This is a genomic window from Nocardia sp. NPDC055029, assembly GCF_053608525.1.
On the sequence record NZ_JBSGVQ010000001.1, the window covers coordinates 84,103 to 105,199 of the forward strand.

At 71.3% G+C, this 21,097-nt stretch carries 4 protein-coding genes; 3 read left to right on the forward strand and 1 reads right to left on the reverse strand.

The genetic code is table 11. The features are described from left to right. The 3 genes from ACWF9G_RS00330 (at nucleotide 1) to ACWF9G_RS00340 (ending at nucleotide 19,386) form a co-directional block, all read left to right on the forward strand. The gene (locus ACWF9G_RS00330; protein ID WP_452512525.1) at nucleotides 1-16,785 is read left to right on the forward strand and encodes an amino acid adenylation domain-containing protein; all 16,785 of its coding nucleotides are present in this window, start codon (nucleotides 1-3) and stop codon (nucleotides 16,783-16,785) included. A 172-nt stretch (nucleotides 16,786-16,957) separates the two neighbouring features. After that, a complete protein-coding gene (locus tag ACWF9G_RS00335; protein WP_379308039.1) occupies nucleotides 16,958-17,980 on the forward strand; it encodes an alpha/beta hydrolase in 1,023 nt (340 codons plus the stop codon). A gap of 158 nt (nucleotides 17,981-18,138) precedes the next feature. After that, complete coding sequence (locus ACWF9G_RS00340) at nucleotides 18,139-19,386, forward strand: TetR/AcrR family transcriptional regulator (protein WP_452512527.1); 1,248 nt, start codon at nucleotides 18,139-18,141, stop codon at nucleotides 19,384-19,386. Here ACWF9G_RS00340 and ACWF9G_RS00345 read toward each other — a convergent pair. Further along, nucleotides 19,383-20,894 (reverse strand): aldehyde dehydrogenase family protein, encoded by a 1,512-nt coding sequence (locus ACWF9G_RS00345; protein WP_452512528.1) that lies wholly within the window; start codon nucleotides 20,892-20,894, stop codon nucleotides 19,383-19,385. The two genes, ACWF9G_RS00340 and ACWF9G_RS00345, sit on opposite strands and share 4 nt — an antisense overlap. Between the last annotated feature and the right edge of the window lie 203 nt (nucleotides 20,895-21,097).

Below are 21,097 nucleotides of genomic sequence, written 5' to 3' on the forward strand. Positions count from 1 at the left end.
GTGACCCGGGCCAGCAGGGCGTCCGGCGCCCGGGCCCGGCAGCGCGGAAAGTCGCTGCCGCAATTGCTGTCCGTCGCCGTGGAATCCAACCCGGGCGGCCTCGCGCTGTCCTGGGACGACGGCGTGTCCGCACCGGTGCGCTGGACCTACGCCGAGCTCGACGAACGCGCCAACCAGCTGGCCCGGCTGCTGATCGCGCGCGGTGTCGGTCCCGAGGACATCGTCGCCATCGGCATCCCGCGTTCGCCGGCCTCGGTGCTGGCTATGTGGGCGGTCACCAAGGCCGGTGCCGCGTTCCTGCCGGTCGACCCGAACTATCCGCCTGCCCGCGTCACGCACATGCTCGCCGATTCCGGCGCGGTGCTCGGTCTCGCGGTCGGCGCCGCGCTGGATCGGCTGCCCGGCACCGTCGACTGGCTGTGCCTCGACGATCCGGCCGTGCGCCGCGCCGCCGAGGAGCAGCCCGGCGACCCGGTGACCTTCGCCGACCGGGTGCGCCCGCTGCGGCTGACCCACCCGGCCTACATCACCTACACCTCGGGCTCCACCGGCCTGCCCAAGGGCGTCGTGGTGACCCACGCGGGCCTGGCCGGATTCTGCGCCGAACAGCGCGCGCTCTACGGCATCGAGCACACCTCGCGGACCTTGCACTTCGCCTCGCCCTCATTCGACGGCGCCGTGCTCGAACTGCTGATGGCGGTCGGCGCCGCGGCGACCATGGTGATCGCGCCCGCCGGGATCTTCGGCGGGCCCGAGCTCGCCGAGGTGCTGCGCCGCGAGTCGGTGACGCACATGTTCATCACCGCCGCCGCGCTCGCCTCGGTGGACCCGGCCGGGCTGGACGACCTGGTCGTGATCGCCAGCGGCGGCGAGGACGTCCCGCCCGCCATGGTCCGCCGCTGGGCCACCGAATTGCCCTCGGGAACACGGCATTTCCACAACGGCTACGGGCCGACCGAGACCACCATCATGACCAACATCAGCGCCGCGCTGGCGCCGGGCGCGGCCGTGAACTTCGGCCCGCCGCTGCGCGGGGTCACCGAATACGTGCTCGACGAACGCCTGGTCCGGGTGCCGGACGGGATGATCGGCGAGCTGTACATCGCGGGCAACGAGCTGGCCCGCGGCTATCACGGGCGACCGGCGCTGACGGCATCCCGTTTCGTCACCGACCCGTTCGATCCCGCCGGTGGACGCATGTACCGCACGGGCGACCTGGTGCGCAGGCGTCCCGACGGCGCGGTCGAGTTCGTCGGCCGCAACGACTTCCAGGTGAAGGTCCGTGGTTTCCGGATCGAGCTCGGCGAGATCGACACCGTGCTCACCGCGCACGACAGCGTCGACTTCGCCGTGACCGTCGGTCACGAACTCGACAACGGCACAACGATTCTCGCCGCCTACGTGCACGCGATGCCGGGCGCGACGATCGACCTCGACCAGCTGCTCGCACACGCCAAGGCAGGTCTGCCCGCGCACATGGTGCCGACCGCGCTGACCGTGCTCGACACCATCCCGCTGACACCCGTCGGCAAGCTCGACCGCGCCGCGCTGCCCGCACCGGTCTTGCGCGCCAAGGAGTTCCGCGCGCCATCGGGGGCGATGGAGGAACTGGTCGCCTACATCTTCACCGAGTTGCTCGCGCCGGAGCGACCGGTCGGCGCCGACGACGACTTCTTCGCCCTCGGCGGCAATTCGCTGCTGGCCACCCAGGCCGCGGCCCGGCTCGGTGCCGAGCTGTCGGCGCGGGTGCCCGCGGGTCATGTCTTCGAGAGCCCGACGGTCGCCGGCCTGGCAGTGCTGCTCGAACCGCTCAAGGGTGCGGGCGGCCACGCCCCGCTGACGCGCCGCGAGCGGCCCGAGCTGATCCCGCTCTCGCCCGCGCAGCGGCGGATGTGGTTCCTCAACCAGTTCGATCCGAACTCCACCGCCGAGACCATCCCGTTCGCGCTGCGGCTGGCCGGTCCGTTCGACGCGCGGGCCCTGCACGCCGCGCTGACCGACCTGGTGCACCGGCACGAATCCCTGCGCACCTACTACCCGGTCTACGACGGCGGGGCGCCCGATGGCCAGGTGGCCGACGGTGTCGGCCACCAGGTGGTGCTGCCGATCGCCGACGCGGTGCCCGATGTGCTGGTCGACTCGCTCACCGAGGACGAATTGCCGCTGTGGCTGGGCGAATTCGCCGCCACCGGCTTCGACGTCGCCGCCGGCGTGCCGCTGCGGGTGGCGCTGGCCGAACTCGGCCCGCGTGACCACGTGCTCGCGGTGGCGCTGCACCACATCACCGCCGACGGCGCCTCTGTCGCGCCGCTGCTGCGTGACCTGCTCGGCGCCTACCTCGCGCGCCGTAACCGGTCGCGGCCGAGCTGGCAGCCGCTGCCGGTGCAGTACACCGACTACACGCTGTGGCACCGGGAACTGCTCGGCAGCGAAGAGGACCCGAATTCGCTCGCCACCGCGCAGATCGCGCACTGGCGCGAGGCGCTGGCCGGGCTGCCCGATCGCCTCGACCTGCCCACCGATCGCCCGCGCCCGCCGGTATTCACCGGCCGCGGCGCCGAATTCGGCTTCCAGATCCCGGCGTCGGTGCACGCCGCGGTCGCCGCGCTGGCCCAGCGCAGCGGCGCTTCGGAGTTCATGGTCGTGCACGCCGCCTTCGCGGTGCTGCTCGGCAGGCTCGCGCACGCCGACGACATCGCCATCGGCACCCCCGTCGCCGGGCGCGGCGCGCGTGAACTCGACGACCTGATCGGCATGTTCGTCAACACCCTGGTGCTGCGCTCGCGCATCGACCAGCGGGCGAGCTTCGCCGAGCTGCTGCGCGAGACCAAGCGCGCCGACCTGGCCGCCTTCGGCAATGCCGACCTGCCGTTCGAGCGTCTGGTCGAACTCCTGGATCCGGTTCGTTCGCAGGCCCACCACCCGCTGTTCCAGGTCGCGCTGTTCTTCCAGAACCTGGATCTGCCGAACCTGCGGCTGCCCGGCCTCGATGCGGCACCCGTCGAATTCGACGGCGTGGTAGCGCGTTTCGACCTCCAGCTGACCATCGTGCCCGGCAGCGACCCGACTGAGCCGATGGCCGCGTCCTTCAACTACGCCACCGATCTGTTCGACGCCGAGTCGATCGAGACGCTGGCCGGTCGCTTCACCCACCTGCTCGACGCGGTCGCCGCCGACGCCGATGTGGCGATCGCCGACATCGACCTGCTCACCCCGGCCGAGCGTGAACAGACTCTGGTCGCTTGGAACGGGACCGGACACCCCGTGGCGCCGGAGCTGATGCTGGACGCGTATCGCCGTGCGGTCCAGGCACATCCGGACGCCACCGCGCTGGTGTACGAGGGCGCCGAACTGACCTATCGGCAGTTCGACGAGCGCGTCAATGCACTGGCCCGGCTGCTGATCCAGGCCGGCGTCGGCCCGGAAGGGCTTGTCGGCCTGGCGATCCGGCGATCGCCGGAACTCGTCGTCGCCATGTACGCGGTGCTCTCCGCGGGTGGCGCGTACGTGCCGCTCGACCCGGATCATCCGGCCGAGCGCATCGCCTACATTCTCGACACCGCCCGCCCGGCCGCGGTCGTGAGCGCCGAGGTGATGGCGGTGCCCGCGGGGACCGAACTGCTGCTGCTCGACGAGCTCGACACCCGGGGTGTGCCTGTCGACCCGGTGCGTCCGGCGGAGCTGCGCGCGCCGCTGCGCGCCGATCACCCTGCCTACGTCATCTTCACCTCCGGTTCCACCGGCAAGCCCAAGGGCGTCGCGATCTCGCACGCGGCCATCCACAACCAGCTGGTGTGGATGCTGGCGAAATACCCGCTGGCCCTGGGTGATGTGTATCTGCAGAAGACCGCGACGACCTTCGATGTGTCGCTGTGGGGCTATTTCATGCCGTTGCGGGTCGGCGCGACGCTGGTGCTCGCCACCCCGGACGGGCATCGTGATCCGGCGTATCTGATCGACCTGATCGATCGGCACAAGGTGACCGTCACCGATTTCGTGCCGTCGATGCTCACGGTGTTCGCGGCGCAAGCGGCGTCGAACGGTGCGGCTCTCGACGGCGATGAGCGGTCACGCTCCGCATCCGCGCCCGCCGATCGCGACGTGGTGCCGGGCTCGATGCCGTCGTTGCGCGAGGTGTTCGTCATCGGCGAGGCGCTGCCGCCGGAGACCGTCGACGCCATGGCCGCGGTCAGCTCGGCTCGGCTGCACAACCTGTACGGGCCCACCGAGGCTGCTGTGTCGGTGACCTACTGGCCTGCCCGCGCGGGCGAGCGCACGGTGCCGATCGGTCTACCGCAGTGGAATACCCGTGTCTACGTGCTGGATTCGCGGCTGCGACCCGTGCCGCCCGGTATCGCGGGTGAGCTCTATCTCGCGGGTGACCAGCTCGCCCGTGGCTATGTCGCGCGGCCGGGTCTGACCGCGGACCGCTTCGTCGCCGACCCGTTCGACGCGGGCAAGCGCATGTACCGGACCGGCGATCTCGTGGTGTGGCGCCGTCCCACCACGACCGCGCCGCATCGCCTGGATTACCTGGGCCGCATCGACTTCCAGGTGAAGTTCCGTGGTCAGCGGATCGAGCTCGGTGAGATCGAGACCGCGCTGCTCGCCCACGAATCCGTTAGCCAGGCAGTGGCTTTGGTCGCCTCGACCGAACTCGGTGACCAGCTCGTCGCCTATGTCGTGCCGGGACCCGGTCACGCGGCGGAGCCGGACCGGCTCCAGGCTTTCGCCTCGAAAACCCTGCCCGTCTATATGGTTCCGGCCGCCGTCACCGTGCTCGACGCGTTGCCGCTCAATGCCAGCGGCAAGCTTGATCGCAAGGCGCTACCCGCACCACACTTCACCGCGCGTGCCTTCCGTGCTCCGAGCACCGAGCAGGAGCGCTTGGTCGCGGCACTGTTCGGAGAAGTGCTCGGCCGCACCGATATCGGCGCCGACGACGACTTCTTCGCCCTCGGCGGCAACTCGCTGATCGCCACCAAGCTGGTCGCCCGCCTCGGCGCGGCCACCGGCGGCCGGGTCGCCGTGCGCACCCTGTTCGAGACCCCGACCGTCGCGGGCCTCGCCGCCGCGCTCGACCCCGACGCGGGTGTGGAATCCACCAGTGGGCTCGGCACGCTGGACCGTCCTGCCGAGCTGCCGCTCTCGCCCGCTCAGCGGCGCATGTGGTTCCTCAACCGCTTCGACCAGGGCTCCGGTGGTGACGGCGCCGCCGCCTACAACCTCCCGTTCGCGCTGCGCCTGACCGGCAGCCTGGACGTGGCCGCCCTCGCCGCCGCCCTGCGCGACGTGCTGGCCAGGCACGAAGTGCTGCGCACGATCTACCCCGACACCGGTGACGGTCCGATCCAGCAGGTGCTCCCGGTCGAGCAGGTCGACTTGGACGTGTCTGTCCACCGCGTCGCGGCTGATCTCGTCGAGCAGATCACCGCGCTCGCGGCGACCGCGTTCGATGTGACCACCGAGGTCCCGCTCCGGGTTCGGCTGTTCGATCTCACCGGCGCCGAGCCCGACGCGCCCACCGAATACGTGCTCGCTGTCGTGGTGCACCACATCGCCGCGGACGCGTCGTCGATGGTGCCGCTGGTGCGCGATGTGACCACCGCATACCTGGCTCGGACCGCGGGCCATGCGCCCGGCTGGGCCACCCTGCCGGTGCAGTACGCCGACTACGCGCTGTGGCAGCTCGACAGACTCGGCGACGACACCGACACCGATTCCGCTGCCGCCAAGCAGATCTCGTTCTGGCGCGACGAATTGTCCGGCCTGCCGGATCTTGTGGAGCTGCCCGCCGATCGCCCCCGTCCCGCCGTGGCCTCGCTGGCCGGCGGCCGGGTACCCGTGCGGGTCGACGCGGCCACCCACGCCGGGCTCGCCCGGATCGCGCAGGACAGTGGCGCCACCGTATTCATGGTGCTGCACACCGCCTTCGCCGTGCTGCTGGCCCGGTTGGCCTCGGCCGCCGATGTGGCTGTCGGCACCCCGGTCGCCGGGCGTGGTGAACGCGAACTCGACGACCTGATCGGCATGTTCGTCAATACCGTCGTGCTGCGTACCCGCTATGACGGCAATGCCGCCTTCACCGATCTCCTCGCCGCCCAGCGCGCGAGCGACCTGGCCGCCTTCGCCGCCGCCGACGTCCCGTTCGAGCGGCTCGTCGAGGTGCTCGATCCGCCGCGCTCCACGGCTCGGCATCCGCTGTTCCAGGTGGGCCTGTCCTTCCAGAACGTGGATCGTGCCGCGCTGGAACTGCCCGGCCTGCGGATCGCGCCGGTGTCGGCGGAACTGGCTGTCTCGCAGTTCGATCTGCATCTGATCGTGGGCGACGGCTACGACGCCGACGGTGCGCCGACCGGTATCGAGGGCTTCTTCACCTACGCCACCGATCTGTTCGACGCGGCCACCGTGACGGCGTTCGCCGATCGGCTCACGCTGCTGCTCGACGTGGTGGTGCGCGAGCCCGGCGTGGTCGTCGGCGATGTCGACCTGCGTACCGCCGCCGAACGTGCCGCCGAGATCATCACCGGCGCCGCCGATCTCGCTGTTCCCGTCGGCACACTGGCCGACCTGCCGTCGCTGGCCCGCCCCGAGGCCGTCGCGCTGGTCGCCGACCTGCCCGAGGGGCGCCTCGAACTCACCTATGCCGAGTTCGAGGCGCGGGTGAACCGCCTCGCCCGCCACCTGATCTCGCTGGGCGTCGGCCCGGAGTCCCTCGTCGCGCTCGCTCTGCCGCGCTCGATCGACCTCGTCGTCGCCATGTACGCGGTGACCCGATCCGGCGGCGCGTACGTGCCGATCGATCCGGACCAGCCCGCCGATCGCACCGACTACATCCTCGGCACGGCCGCGCCGATCTGCGTGCTCAGCAACGGTTTCCGCACCGATGCCGCACCGGTGGTCCGGGTCGATCATCCGGTGCTCCGGTCCGTCGACCCGTCGCCGGTCACCGACGCCGACCGCCGCGCGCCGCTGCGCCCGGAGAACACGGCCTACGTCATCTTCACCTCCGGCTCCACCGGCCGCCCCAAGGGTGTCGCCGTGCCGCACGCCGCCGTGGTCAACCAGTTGCACTGGCTGCGCGGCGAATTCGGCACCGACGCCACCGATGCCTTCCTGCTGAAGACCCCCGCCACCTTCGACCTGTCGGTGTGGGAATTCTGGTCCGCCGCGGTCTGCGGCGGCCGCCTGGTGATCGCCGCCCCCGACGGACACCGCGACCCCGCCTACCTGGACGCGCTCATCACCGACGCCGGGGTCACCACATTGACCGCGGTCCCCTCGCTGCTGGACGCGCTGTCCGGCTACTGGGAGGCAGGCCACCAGTCGGCGACGCACACCGTCGAGCAGCCGCTGAGGCGCATTCTCGCCATCGGCGAGGCACTGCCCGCCCCGCTCGCGCAGCGCCTGCTGACCGCGCTGTCCGATACCAGGATCGACAACCTGTACGGCCCCACCGAGGCCGCCGTCTCGATCACCGACCACCGGGTGACCACGGCCGATGCGCTGACCGTGCCCATCGGCACGCCCGAATGGAACTGCCGCGTCTACGTCCTCGACGAGCGCCTGCGCCCGGTCGCCCCTGGCGTCAGGGGCGAGCTGTATCTCGCGGGCGTGCAGCTGGCCCGCGGCTACCTGCGCAAGGCCGCACTCACCGCCGAACGCTTCGTCGCGGACCCGTTCGAGCCGGGCGCCCGCATGTACCGCACCGGCGACCTGGTCGCCCGCAACGGGGACGGCACCCTGAACTATTTGGGCCGCACCGATTTCCAGGTGAAGATCCGTGGTTTCCGGGTCGAGCCGGGCGAGGTCGAAGCGGCCCTGCTCGGTCTGCCCGAGATCACGCAAGCCGCGGTGCTGGTCCACGCCGATCCGCACTTCGGGGATCGACTGGTCGCCTACATCATCGGCACGGAACCCGATGCGGCGCAGGTGAAGTCCGCGCTGCGTGACAAGTTGCCCGCCTACCTGGTGCCGGATGCGTTCGTCGTGCTCGACGAACTGCCGCGCACGGTCAACGGCAAGCTGGACCGGGCCGCGCTGCCCGCGCCGGTCTTCGAGGCCGCCGCGTTCCGTGCGCCCGCGACACCGACCGAACAGCTCGTCGCCGGGGTCTACGCCGAGATTCTCGGTGTCGACGCGGTCGGCGCCGACGACGACTTCTTCGCGCTCGGCGGCAACTCCCTGCTCGCCACCAGGGCCGCCGCCCGCATCGGCGCCGCACTGGATCGGGCAGTCGGCGTTCGCCTGCTGTTCGAGGCACCGACGGTCACCGACCTCGCCCTGCGCGTGCACCGGTCCGACGAACTCGCCGCGCTGCCGCTGGTCGCCGGACCGCGCCCGGAACGACTGCCGCTGTCACTGGCACAGCAGCGGATGTGGCTGCTCAACCAGCTCGACCCCGACGCCACGGTCTACAACATCCCCGCCGCGATCCGCCTCACCGGCGCCCTCGACCTGGCCGCCCTCGGCGTCGCCGTCGGCGACCTGTTCGCCCGGCACGAGGTCCTGCGCACCCGCTACCCGGTGCTCGACGGCGGTGGTTCCGGATCCGATCCGGTGCAGGAGATCCTCGCGCCCGGTGCGGTGCGCATCGACCTGACGCCAGTGCCGGTCACCGCTGACGAGGTCGCCGACGAGGTGCGCCGCACGGTCGCCACCGGATTCGACGTCACCACCGCGCCACCGGTGCGACTGCGGCTGCTGCGCCTCGGCGCCGACGACCACGTGCTGGTGTTCGTCGCGCATCACATCGCCGCCGACGGCTTCTCGATGGGTCCGCTCACCCGTGACCTGGTGCTGGCCTACACCGCGCGCACCGAGGGCGCGACGCCCGCTTGGTCGCCGCTGCCGCTCCAGTACGCGGATTACGCGGTGTGGCAACGGGAATCGCTCGGCGACGAAGCCGATCCCGGCTCGACGGCCGCCGCGCAGCTGGCCTACTGGACCGGGGAACTCGCGGGCGTGCCCGAGGAGATCGCGCTGCCCGCCGACCGGCCGCGCCCGCCCGTGCAGTCCTTCGCGGGCGCCGTCAGCACCGTCGAGATCGACGCGACGCTGCACGCGGACCTGGCCGGGCTGGCCCGCGCCGAGGGTGTCACCGTGTTCATGGTCGTGCAGGCCGCGCTCGCGGTGCTGCTGGCCCGCACCAGCGGCACCGACGACGTCGCGATCGGCACCCCGATCGCGGGCCGCGGTGCCCGTGAGCTCGACGATCTCGTCGGCATGTTCGTCAACACCCTGGTGCTGCGCAGCCGGATCGCCGAGGCCGAGCCGTTCACCGCGCTGCTGCGGCAGACCCGCGACACCGACCTGCGGGCCTTCGCGCACGCCGACATCCCGTTCGAGCGGGTCGTCGAGGCGGTGCAGCCGGCCAGATCGGCGGGCAGGCATCCGCTGTTCCAGGTGGCGCTGTCGTTCGAGAACCTCGCCCCGGTCGCGTTCGAACTGCCCGGCATCGGGGTGAGCGCGCTGGACGCCCGCACCTCCGAGGCCAAGTTCGACCTGCTGCTCACCGTGCGCGAACGGCCCGACCACGGCGGCATGCACGCCGAATTCACCTACGCCACAGACCTGTTCGACGAGTCGACGGTGCGGGCCTTCGGTGCGCGGTTCACCCGCGTGCTCGCCGAGCTGGTCGCCGATCCGGAGATCGCGGTGGGTGACGTCGACCTCCTCGACGACGCCGAGTTCACCGCGCAGACCACCTTCGCGGGCAGGCCCGCCGAACCCGAACGCACGCTGTCGCAGCTGATGGATGCCGCCGTGCGCGCCAACCCGACGGGTGTCGCCGTGCGCGGTGACGGCCGCGGCTTCACCTACACCCAGCTCGACGCGGCGGCCAACCAGCTGGCCCGCGGACTCATCGCCCGCGGCGCGGGACCGGACGTCGCTGTCGCCGTGGCGATCCGGCGGTCGGTCGAATCGGTGCTCGCCGTCTGGTCGATCGCCCGCACCGGCGCGATGATCGTGCCGATCGATCCCGGGTACCCGGCCGAGCGGATCAGTCACATGGTCGCCGACGCCGACGCGGTCTTCGGCATCACGCTCACCGCCGAGCTCACCGGGCTGCCCACCCTGCCCGGCGACGGCGGCTGGGTCGCGCTCGACGATCGGAAATTCATGGGCGAGGTCGCGGGCTACGCCTCGGTCGGCCTGCGCGAGATCGAGCTGCGATCCCAGCCGCGAACCGGCAACGGCGCGTACATGATCTACACCTCCGGCTCGACCGGTCTGCCCAAGGGCGTCGTCGTCACCCATGCCGGGCTCGCCAACTTCTGCGCCGAGCAGAAGGAGCGCTACGGCCTCGATTCCGACACGCGCGCACTGGCTTTCGCCTCGCCGTCGTTCGACGCGTCCATGCTCGAGCTGCTGCTCGCGCTCGGCGGCGCAGGCACGCTCGTGGTGGCACCAGCGGGCTCGGTCGGCGGTACCGAGCTCGCCGAGCTCATCCGGTCCGAAAACGTGACGCACACCTTCCTCACGCCCGCGGTCGTCGCCACGCTCGACCCTGCCGGTGTGCCCGGCCTGCGCGCGCTGGTAGTCGGCGGCGAGCACGTGCCGGATGATCTCGTCGCACGCTGGAACACTTTGCCGCAGCGCAAGTTCCACAACGGCTACGGTCCCACCGAGACCACCATCATGACCTGCATCAGCGACCCGCTCGAGCCGGGCGCGGCGGTGCATATGGGCGGTCCGATCCGCGGCATCCGCGCGCTGGTCCTCGACGAGCGCCTGCGCCCGGTCCCCGAGGGCGTCACCGGTGAGCTGTACCTGGGCGGCATCCAGCTGGCCCGCGGCTACCACCGCCGCTTCAGCTTGACCGCAACACGCTTCGTCGCCGACCCGTATGGACCCGAAGGCTCCCGCCTCTACCGCACCGGCGACCTCGTCCGCCGCCACGGCGACGTCCTGGAGTTCGTGGGCCGCAACGACTTCCAGGTGAAGATCCGTGGCCTGCGGATCGAACTCGGCGAGATCGACGCCGTCCTGGCAGCGGCTCCCGGCGTCTCCTGGGTCACCACCCTCGGCCGCGACAACGGCGCGGGCGCGACCATGCTGGTGTCCTACGTCCTCGCCGAACCGGGGGAGCGGCTCGACCCCGCCGAACTCACCGCCCTGGCCGCGCGGGTACTGCCCGACTACATGGTGCCCGCCACGATCGTCGTCCTCGACGAACTCCCGCTGACCCCCGCGGGCAAACTGGACCGGCGCGCACTGCCGGACCCGGTCACCGTGCGCAGCGAGCACCGGCCGCCGCGCACGGCGGCCGAACGCGTCGTCGCCCGGGTGATCGGCGAGGTACTCGGCCACGACCGGGTCGGCCTCGACGACGACTTCTTCGCCCTCGGCGGCGACAGCATCACCGCCATCCAGGTGGTCTCCCGGGCCGCGGCGGCGGGCGTGGTGCTGCGCCCGCGTGACCTGTTCGACGCGCGCACCGTCGGTGCGCTCGCCGGGCGCGCCGAGGTCACGCTGGACGCCGGCACGCGGCCCGCCGCCCTGCCGCTGACCGCCACCGCGGCCCAGCTGGTCGAGGCGGGGGAGAGCGCGGTCGAACCACGGGCCGTGCTGCTCGACGTGCCCGCTGACTGTTCCGACGAGGCGGTCGCCGAGGTCGCCCACGCCGTGATGAACCAGCATCCGATGCTGTGGGCGGTCCTCGACCGCTCCGGCACCACACCGGTTGTGGTGATTCCGTCGCAGGAGGAGCGAACCGGCGACGCCTTCCGCAAGCTCGACGCCACCGACGGTGAGTCCTCGCTGCCGGTCGACGATATCGTCGCCGCGGCCGCCGCCGCGCTCGATCCGGACGAGGGCCGCAATATCCACTTCGTGCTCACCGGCAACGGCGAGCGCGGCTCCACCCTGGTCGTGGTCGCCAACGCCCTCGTCCTGGACGAGGCGTCGTGGCGTTCGGTCGTCGACCAGCTGACCACCGCGTGGAGCCGCGGCCGCCACGCGGCACCCGCCGCACCCGATGCCGGGCTCGGCGATCTCGTGCGCAGGCTCGCCGACTACCCGTCCTCGGCCCGCGCCCGCACCGAACGCGAGTACTGGCATCGCGCGATCCGTTCCAGGGCAGCCGAATCCGCGGATCTGGGCCAGCGCAACCGGGTCTCGCTGAGCATCACCGGCGAGGGCACCGCCGCTGTCGGCACGGTCGCCGAGGCCTACCGCGCCACCATCGACGAGGTGCTGCTCACCGCCGCCGCGCTCGCCCTGGCCACCGCGGCCGACTCCGCCGCCGCGCGGGCGATGGGCACCGTGGTCCGGCTGCGCGCCGACCAGCGCGTGCTCGGCAGGCCCGACGCGGAGAACGTCGTCGGCGGGTTCACCACCGACTACCCGCTGGCGCTGCGCCTGGAGGGTGTCGACATCGCCGACGCGCTCGTCGGCGGACCGGCCGCCGGTATCGCGCTGGCCCAGATCAAGGAACTGCGCCGGACCGTGCCCGCGCACGGTGCCGGCTTCGGCCTGCTGCGCTACCTCGACGTCGAGGCCGCCGACAGCGTGCGCGCGCTCGACCGTGGCCGGTTCGCGGTGCGCTTCCGCGATCTACGCCCGGCCAGGGTGCACACCGACGTCACCGCCGACGACCTGGCGCTGGCCCTGACCGTCGACGCCACCGACGACGGCATGGTCGCCCGCTTCGACTACGCCACCGCGGTGCTCACCGCCGACGCGGTCAAGACCTTCGCCGAACACTGGATCCGCGCGCTCGGCGGCCTCGCTGAACACGGATTGCGCCCCGGCGCAGGCGGATTCACCCCGTCGGACTTCCCGCTGGTGCGCCTCGGCCAGACCGAACTCGGCCGGCTCGCCCGGCGCTACCCGCTGCTCAGCGACGTGTGGCCGGTGACGCCGCTGCAATCGGGCATGCTGTTCCACGCCCTGCTCGCGGAGAACTCGGTCGACCCCTACATCACCCAGTTCGTCCTCGACCTCGACCCGGCCGTCGACGCCGAGCGACTGCACCGCGCCGCGCAGACGGTGCTCGACCGGCACGACAACCTGCGCGTCGCCTTCGCCACCGACGCCGCGGGCACCCCGCTGCAGGTGGTGCTCGACGACATCGACGTGCCGTGGCAGGTCATCGACGCCGACGCCGCGTCCTACCAGCGGATCAGAGCGGCCGACGTGGCCGCGCACTTCGACATGGCCGTCGCGCCCCTGCTGCGCTTCACCCTGGTGCGCACGCCGGACACCGCGCACCTGCTGGTCACCAGCCACCACATCCTGATCGACGGCTGGTCGACCCCGCTGCTGCTGCAGGAACTGCTCACCGCCTACGCGGTCGGCGCTCGCACCCGGCGCCTGCCGAAACCGGCGCCCTACCGCGACTACCTGGCCTGGCTGGTCGAGCAGGACCCCGAGGCCGCGCGCCAGGCCTGGCGGGCCGCGCTCACCGGTCTCGCCGAGCCGACCCCGCTGGCCCCGGTCGACCAGGGTCGCGAGATCGCTACGGGGACAGGCGAAACCGGCTTCGCGCTGTCGCAGGCCGACACCGCCGCGCTGAGCGAACTCGCCGCGGGTCTCGGCGTCACGGTGAACACCGTGGTCCAGGCCGCGTGGGGCGTGCTCATCGCGCGCCTTGTCGACCGCGACGACGTCGTGTTCGGCGCGACCGTCTCCGGCAGGCCCGCCGCGCTCGACGGCGTGGAACGCATGGTCGGCCTGTTCCTCAACGCCATCCCGGTGCGGGTGCGGGTGCGGCCCGGCGACACCGTCGCCGAACTGCTGCGCGGGCTGCAGGACGATCAGGCCGCGCTGCTCGATCACCACTACCTCGGGCTCGGCGAGATCCAGGAGATCGCGGGCATCGAGGCCCTGTTCGACTCGCTGGTCGTGTTCGAATCCTTCCCGGTCGACCGGGAAGGCCTGGCCAAGGCCGCCACCGGGTCGGCGGCCGTCACCGGAATGGACGCGACCAACGGCACGCACTACCCGCTGACCGTGCAGGTCGTCGCCGACGGACAGCTGCGCGTCTCGGTGAAATACCTGCGCGACGTCTTCGGCGAGGACACCGCGACCGCACTCGCGCAACGCTTCTCGATGCTGCTCGCCCGCTTCACCAGGACGCCGCACGCGCGGATCGCCGAGATCGACGTGCTGCTGGCGGAGGAACGCGCGACCCTGTCCGCGGTCAACGCCACCGACGCGCCGGAGCTGCTCGACGAGTCGACCCTGCTGTCGCTGTTCGACGCGCAGGTGACGAAGTCGCCCGACGCCGTCGCGCTCGTCGAGGGCGAAACCTCGCTTTCCTACGGCGAATTCGACGCCAGGGTGCGGGCCCTCGCCGCCGCGCTGCGCGCCGAGGGCGCTGGCCCCGAGGCGCTGGTCGCGGTCGCGATGCGACGCGGCATCGATCTGGTGACCGCGATCTACGCGGTGCTGCGCACCGGTGCCGCCTATGTGCCGGTCGACCCGGATCATCCGGCCGAGCGCACCGAGCGGGTACTGGCCGCGGCCGCTCCCGTCTGCGTGCTCACCACCGGCGGTACCGGATTCGACACCGCCGCGGCAGTTCCCGTCGTCGAGATCGACAACCTGGGTACGGCCGCGCCGGTGCCGATGGCCGCGCCGCGGCCGGACAACCTGGCCTACGTCATCCACACGTCCGGCTCCACCGGTACGCCCAAGGGCGTCATGCTCACCCACCGCCAGCTGGTCGCCCAGTTCCGCTGGGCGCAGCGCGCCTACCCGCACGGCCCCAGCGACGTGGTGCTGCACAAGACGCCGGTCACCTTCGACATCTCCACCTGGGAGCTGTTGTGGCCGTTGCAGACCGGCGCGACCGTGGTGATCGCCGAACCCGACGGCCACCGCGATCCGGTCTACCTGGCCCGGGTGCTCGCCGAACGTGCCGTCACCACGGTGCATTTCGTGCCGTCCATGCTCGACGCCTTCCTCGCCGACGGCCGCGCGGCCGAGTTCCCCGCGCTGCGACGGGTATTCGCCGCCGGTGAGGCGCTGTCGGCGTCGACCGCACGGCGGTTCGCGCAGGCATTGCCCGGCGTCGACCTGATCAACTGGTACGGCCCGGCCGAGGCGACCGTCGTCACCGCCGCGCAGGCCGAAGCCGGTGCCGCCGTGAGCATTCCGATCGGCGCTCCCGTCGCCAACACCCGCGTGCATGTGCTCGATCGGCAGCTGCGGCCGGTGCCGCCCGGCACCGCGGGCGAGCTGTACCTCGAAGGCGTGCAGCTGGCGCGCGGCTACCTCGGCGCGCCCGCGCTGACCGCCGAGCGGTTCGTCGCCCAGCCCGGTGGCGGCAGGCTCTACCGCACCGGCGACGTGGTCCGCTGGACCGCCGAGCAGGAGCTGGAGTACCTGGGGCGCAGCGATTTCCAGGTGAAGTTGCGTGGTCAACGGATCGAGCTCGGTGAGGTCGAGGCCGTGCTGCGCGAGTACCCGGATGTCCGGCACGCCGCCGTCGCCCTCGTGCACGGACCGACTGGCGACCGGCTCGTCGGCTATGTGGTGCCCGCCGAGAACGACAAGCCCGAGACGGCGGCCCCCGCCGCCGGCTACTCGATCGAGAGCGGTAACGGCCTCGACGAGACGGCGCTGCTCGCCCATGCTCGCGCGGCGCTGCCGTCGTACATGGTGCCATCGGCCCTGGTGACGCTGAAGTCGTTGCCGCTCAACGCGAGCGGCAAGCTCGACCGCAAGGCGCTGCCGCTACCCGCGGTCACCACCCGGCCCTACCGCCCGCCGACGACCCCGCTGCAGCGCGCGGTCGCCGAGGTGTACGCGGAAGTTCTCGGCGCGGGCAAGGTCGGCCTCGACGACGACTTCTTCGAGCTCGGCGGTAACTCGCTGGTCGCCACCAGGGCGATCAGCAGGCTGCGGACCAGGATCGGCGCCGAGGTGCGGGTGCAGTGGTTCTTCACCGACGCCACGGTCGCCGCGCTGGCCGACCGCATCGACGCCACCCAGTCCGGAACCGGCGACTACGACCTCGAATCCGACGACGCCCTCGGCGTGCTGCTGCCCATCCGCAACCGGGTGCCGCACGGCACCGAAGCGGGTGGCCCGCTGTTCTGCGTGCACCCGATGTACGGCCTGTCCTGGTGCTATGCCGGTCTGGCCCAGTACATTCCGGCGCGGCGGCCGATCTTCGGCCTGCAGTCGCCCGCGCTGAGCGAGGCGGGCTACCTGCCCGGCACGCTCACCGAGATGGCCCGCCGCTACGTCGCCGAGATCAGGGCCGAGCAGCCGCACGGTCCGTACCGGCTGATGGGCTGGTCGCTGGGCGGTGTGCTCGCGCACGCCGTCGCCACCGAACTGCAGGCGGCGGGGGAGCGGGTCTCGCTGCTGGCGATGCTCGACTCGCACCCCGACATCGACGTCCCCGATTTCCATACCGCGGTCCGCGACGCGCTCGCCGAACTCGGCGTCGACCTCGGCGCGGCACTGCCCGCCGCGGGCGTGCGCGACCTCAGCGAGGACGGGCTTGCCGCGCTGCACGCGATCATCCCGGCCAACATGGCCGTGCTCACCCCGGAACGGGTGCGCCGGATCTACCGCAGCGCCGTGCGCTCGGCCGAGCTGATCGCCGAGCACCGGCCCGCGGTGTTCCGGGGCAGGCTGGAGTACTTCAGCGCGCTCGGACACGAGACGGCGGCACGGAATTGGTCGCCGTATGTCGACGGCGAGGTGCGCGACCGGCCGGTCGCGGTGGTGCATGATCAGATGACCTCACCGCAAGCGCTGGCCGAGATCGGACCGCGCCTGGCGGAGCTGCTCGATGCGGGTGACCGGGAGGCAGGGGCCCGATGAGATCGGTGTGGCTGGTGAGGCATGATATGACCGCGCTGTTGTAACGATTCCTACTGTTGTAGCGGCCTGGTAACCCGTAGGGTTCTGGCGTGGTGCAACCCATTCGAAACGAAGCGAAGGTGCGAAATTGATTCGTCGGCACTCCCGGCGTCGTGGCTCCCGCGCCGCGGCGATGATCGCGGCAACCGCAGTGGCCGCCGGACTGATGTCCGGCCTCGGCACGAGCCCGGCCTCGGCTGATCCGATCATCGATTCCAAAACCCTGCTCGCCAACCCCGTTTCCGAGGACGGCTCCAAGATCGTCAAGGCCGAGGTCAAGGATTCCCGCAGCCTGCGGCTGCACGTGTACTCCGCGGCCATGGACCAGAACATCATCGTCGACGTGCAACGCCCGGCCGACGCCTCCGTCCCGCGCCCCACCCTGTACCTGCTCAACGGTGCCGGTGGCGGCGAGGATGCCGCGTCCTGGGTCGCCAAGACCGACGCGCTGGCGTTCCTCGGCGACAAGAACGTCAACGTCATCCAGCCGATCGGCGGCTCCTGGAGCTACTACACCGACTGGATCAAGGATGACCCGGTCGTCGGCCGCAACAAGTGGAAGACCTTCTTCACCGAGGAACTTCCCCCGCTGATCGACGGCGCGCTGGGCACCAACGGCGTGAACGCCATCGCCGGCCTGTCCACCTCGGGCACCACCGTGCTCGCGCTGCCGATCGCCAAGCCCGGCCTGTACAAGGCGGCCGCCGCCTACAGCGGGTGCGCGCAGACTTCCGACCCGGTCGGCTCCGAGTTCGTGAAGCTCACGGTCGAGACCTGGGGCGGCGGCGACACCATGAACATGTGGGGTCCGCAGGGCTCGGAGGAGTGGGTCGAGAACGACCCGTACGTCAACGCCGAGGGTTTGCGTGGTGTCGATCTCTACGTCTCCACCGGCAACGGCCTGCCCGGCCCGTACGACACCCTCAACGGTCCGCACGCTCTGCCCGGCCCCTACGGCCTGGCCAACCAGATCATCATCGGTGGCGTCATCGAGGCGGGCACCAACTTCTGCACGCACAACCTGGCCAACCGGCTCCAGGAGCTCGGCATCCCGGCGACCTTCAACTTCCGTCCCAACGGCACCCACTCGTGGGGCTACTGGCAGGACGAGCTGAAGCTGTCGTGGCCGGTCCTGGCTCGCGGCCTCGGCCTGTAAGGTCTTCGCGTTCGACGAAACCGCCCCGGTATCGCCGGGGCGGTTTTCGTTTGCCGGACCGCCTCTCGACGTTTGCGAATTGTGGTTAACTTAGGTTGACTGGTCCGGCGCTGCCGACAGCCGTCTACAGCCCTGGTTCGCGGAACGGAAGTGAGTGCATGGTCGCCGATCGCAGTGAGGCCGAACGCGCCTGCGAGCCGACCACCGCACCGGCGCGGGTCGTGCGCCGCAGGCCCAAGGACCGCAAGATCCAGATCATGCGGGCCGCCGCCCGTGCGTTCAGCGCGCGCGGCTACTACCCGGTCGGCGTCGACGAGATCGCGGCCGAGGTCGGCATCTCCGGCCCCGCCCTGTACCGCCACTTCGCCAACAAGTACGCACTGCTTGTCGCCGCGGCCGAGGAAGGCGCGCGCGGGCTGCGTGACGTCGCGAAAGCCGCCGACGACCCGGCGCTGAGCGCGGAGGCCAGGCTCGACGCGCTGCTCACCGCCGTCGCCGAGCACAACATCGACATCCGCCGCGAAGCGGGCCTCTACCGCTGGGAACGCCGCTATCTCGAGCGCGAGGACCGGGTGCGCATCCGCGCGTTCTATCGGGAACTCGAGGCGATGGTCGCCGCGCCGATCGCCGAACTGCGGCCGGCGGCGAGTGCCGACGACGTCACCCTCCTCGCGGTCGGCGCGCTGAGCGCGCTGGCCAGCATCGCCGCGCACCGCACCACCCTCTCGCACACGCGCATGCTCGCCGTGCAGCGCGATATGGCCTGGGCGATCGTGCGCGCCGAGCTGCCGCCCGCACCGGCCGAGGCCGAACCGGACAAACAGAACCGCGGTCTGCCGGTGACTTCGAAACGCGAACAGCTGCTCACCGAGGCGATCCGGATCTTCGGCCGCAACGGCTACCACGAATCGGGCATCGAGGAGATCGGCGCCGCCGTCGGCATCAACGCCTCCAGCGTCTACCGGCACTTCGACAGCAAGGCCGACCTGCTCGCCGCCGCCTTCCACCGCACCGGCGACCGCCTGGCCGTCGCGATCGGTGAGGCGCTGGCCGAGGCCGAGACCCGCGCCGACGCCGCCGGCCGCATCGCCGACCGCTACGCCCGCCTCACCTTCGCGACCCCGGAGATCATGCCGGTCTACTACGCGGAGTTCAGCAATCTCCCGCAGGCCGAACAGCACCGGCTGCGCGCCATCCAGCGCCAGAACATCCTCGAGTGGGCCAACCTGCTCGACGACGAACCGATCGAAGCGCGCTTCCGCGTGCACGCCGCGATCGGCCAGATCATCGACGTCGGCAGGCTGCTGCGCTTCGACTCCCGCCCCGAACAACTCGCCCGCCTCGGCGCACTGACCGGCGCCGTCCTCCTCGGCGGTGCGGCCCGACCAGAACTGAACGACCGCTAGCGGCCGTGGCGGAGCCGGAAGATGGCTTTGGCCGTGTGCAGATGGCCGGGATGACGGTCGAAGGTCGATAGTCGGATCGGGGCACGGTAGCGCCTGCGGGCGATCGACATCGTGCGGCTGAATTCGCGCAAGCCCTGCCGGCCGTGGCTGTGGCCCTGCCCGTACTCGCCGACGCCGCCGAACGGCAGGGCCGGGATGCCGGTGAACGCGGTCGACGAATTCACCGTCACCACACCGACTCTCAGCTGTTCGGCGATGAACTCCGCGCTGGGGATATCGCGGGTGAACACGGTGACCGCGATGCCGTTGCCCGCCGCGTTCACCCTGGTCACCGCGTCGGCGAGGTCGGCGACGCGGTTCACCACCAGCACCGGGCCGATGCCCTCGCCGGTGATCGCGATGCTCTCCTCCGGCACCTCCGCCAGCACGATCGGCTCCACGTAGGGGTCGCGGAAGGAATCGAGGCCGCCGAGGACCGCGTGCCCGCCGCGGGCGATGGCATCGCGGACCTGCTTGCGCACCACGTCGACCTGGGTGGCATTGATCATCGGGCCGTAGGCGGCGCGATTGTCGGCGCCAGGCCGCAGTTTCGCGGCTCGGTCGGCCACCCTGGCGAGGAAGTCGTCGAACACCGAGTCGGCGACATAACAGCGCTGGATGCCCGAGGCGTTCTGGCCCGCGTTGGCCATCGCGCCGAAGACCGCGGCCTCGGCCGCCGCGTCGAGAACGGCGTCGACGTGCACGATCATGCTGCCCTTGCCGCTGTGCTCCACCACGACCGGCGTCAGTGTCTGCGCGCACAGTGCGATCACGTCCCGCCCGCCCGCTTCCGGACCGGCGTAGGCGATCTTGTCGACCTTGGCCCTGCACAGCGCGGTCGCGGTGCGCGCGTCGCCGGTGACCGCTTGCAGCACCGGCTGATCGGGCACCACCGCGGCCCAGCTCTCGGCCAGCCAGGTGCCGACGCCGGTGGTCAGCTCGTGCGGGTTGAACACCACCGCGTTACCCGCGGCCATGGCGTAGGCGATCGAACTCATCGGCGTGAAGATCGGGTTGTTCCAGGCGCCGAGCACACCGACGACACCCAACGGCAGATAGCCCACCGAGGCATGCTGATTGCGGGTGAACCAGCCCGTGGCCAATCGTCTACGGCCCAGCGTGCTCTGGGCATTGCGGGCGGCCCAGTCCAGATTCTCCACCGCCAGCATCACTTCCAGCGTGGCGTCGGCCTCCGGCTTGCCCGTCTCGTCGCGCAGCACCTCCACCAATTCGCAGGTGCGCCTGGCGATATGGCTGCGCCAGTCCAGCAGTATGCGCTTGCGGGCACCGAATCCCAGTTCGCCCCACCAGTTCTGGGTCGCGCGGGCCGTGCGCACCGCGCGGGTGACCTCGGCCTGCCCGTGGACCGGATACTGCGCGAGCTTTTCGCCGGTGCGCGGGTCGAACGACGTCAGCACGTCGGATCGCCCCGTCGGCGCGGCGGCGCCTGCCGGTGCTGAGTCGCCCATTGTCACCTCTCACGAGATCGAACACGCCCGCGCGCGGGCCGGTGAGACGAGTGTTTCCCCGACGCCAGCGTATGGGCGCGGGGGCCGAGCCGACAAGGTCATCGCACTGCCCTTCCACTGCCCCCGTGAGCAAGACCACAGCAGCCACGCCACCGGCCGGGTCCGCGCAGACCGGACCGGGGAAACCTGCGGACCGGTAACAT

What these genes read in the sequence shown, in the direction of transcription:
- ACWF9G_RS00335 (WP_379308039.1), top strand. Translation starts at nt 16,958, where the DNA reads ATGATCGCGGCAACCGCAGTGGCCGCCGGACTGATGTCCGGCCTCGGC.
- ACWF9G_RS00340 (WP_452512527.1), top strand. Translation starts at nt 18,139, where the DNA reads ATGGTCGCCGATCGCAGTGAGGCCGAACGCGCCTGCGAGCCGACCACC.
- ACWF9G_RS00345 (WP_452512528.1), bottom strand. Translation starts at nt 20,894, where the DNA reads ATGGGCGACTCAGCACCGGCAGGCGCCGCCGCGCCGACGGGGCGATCC.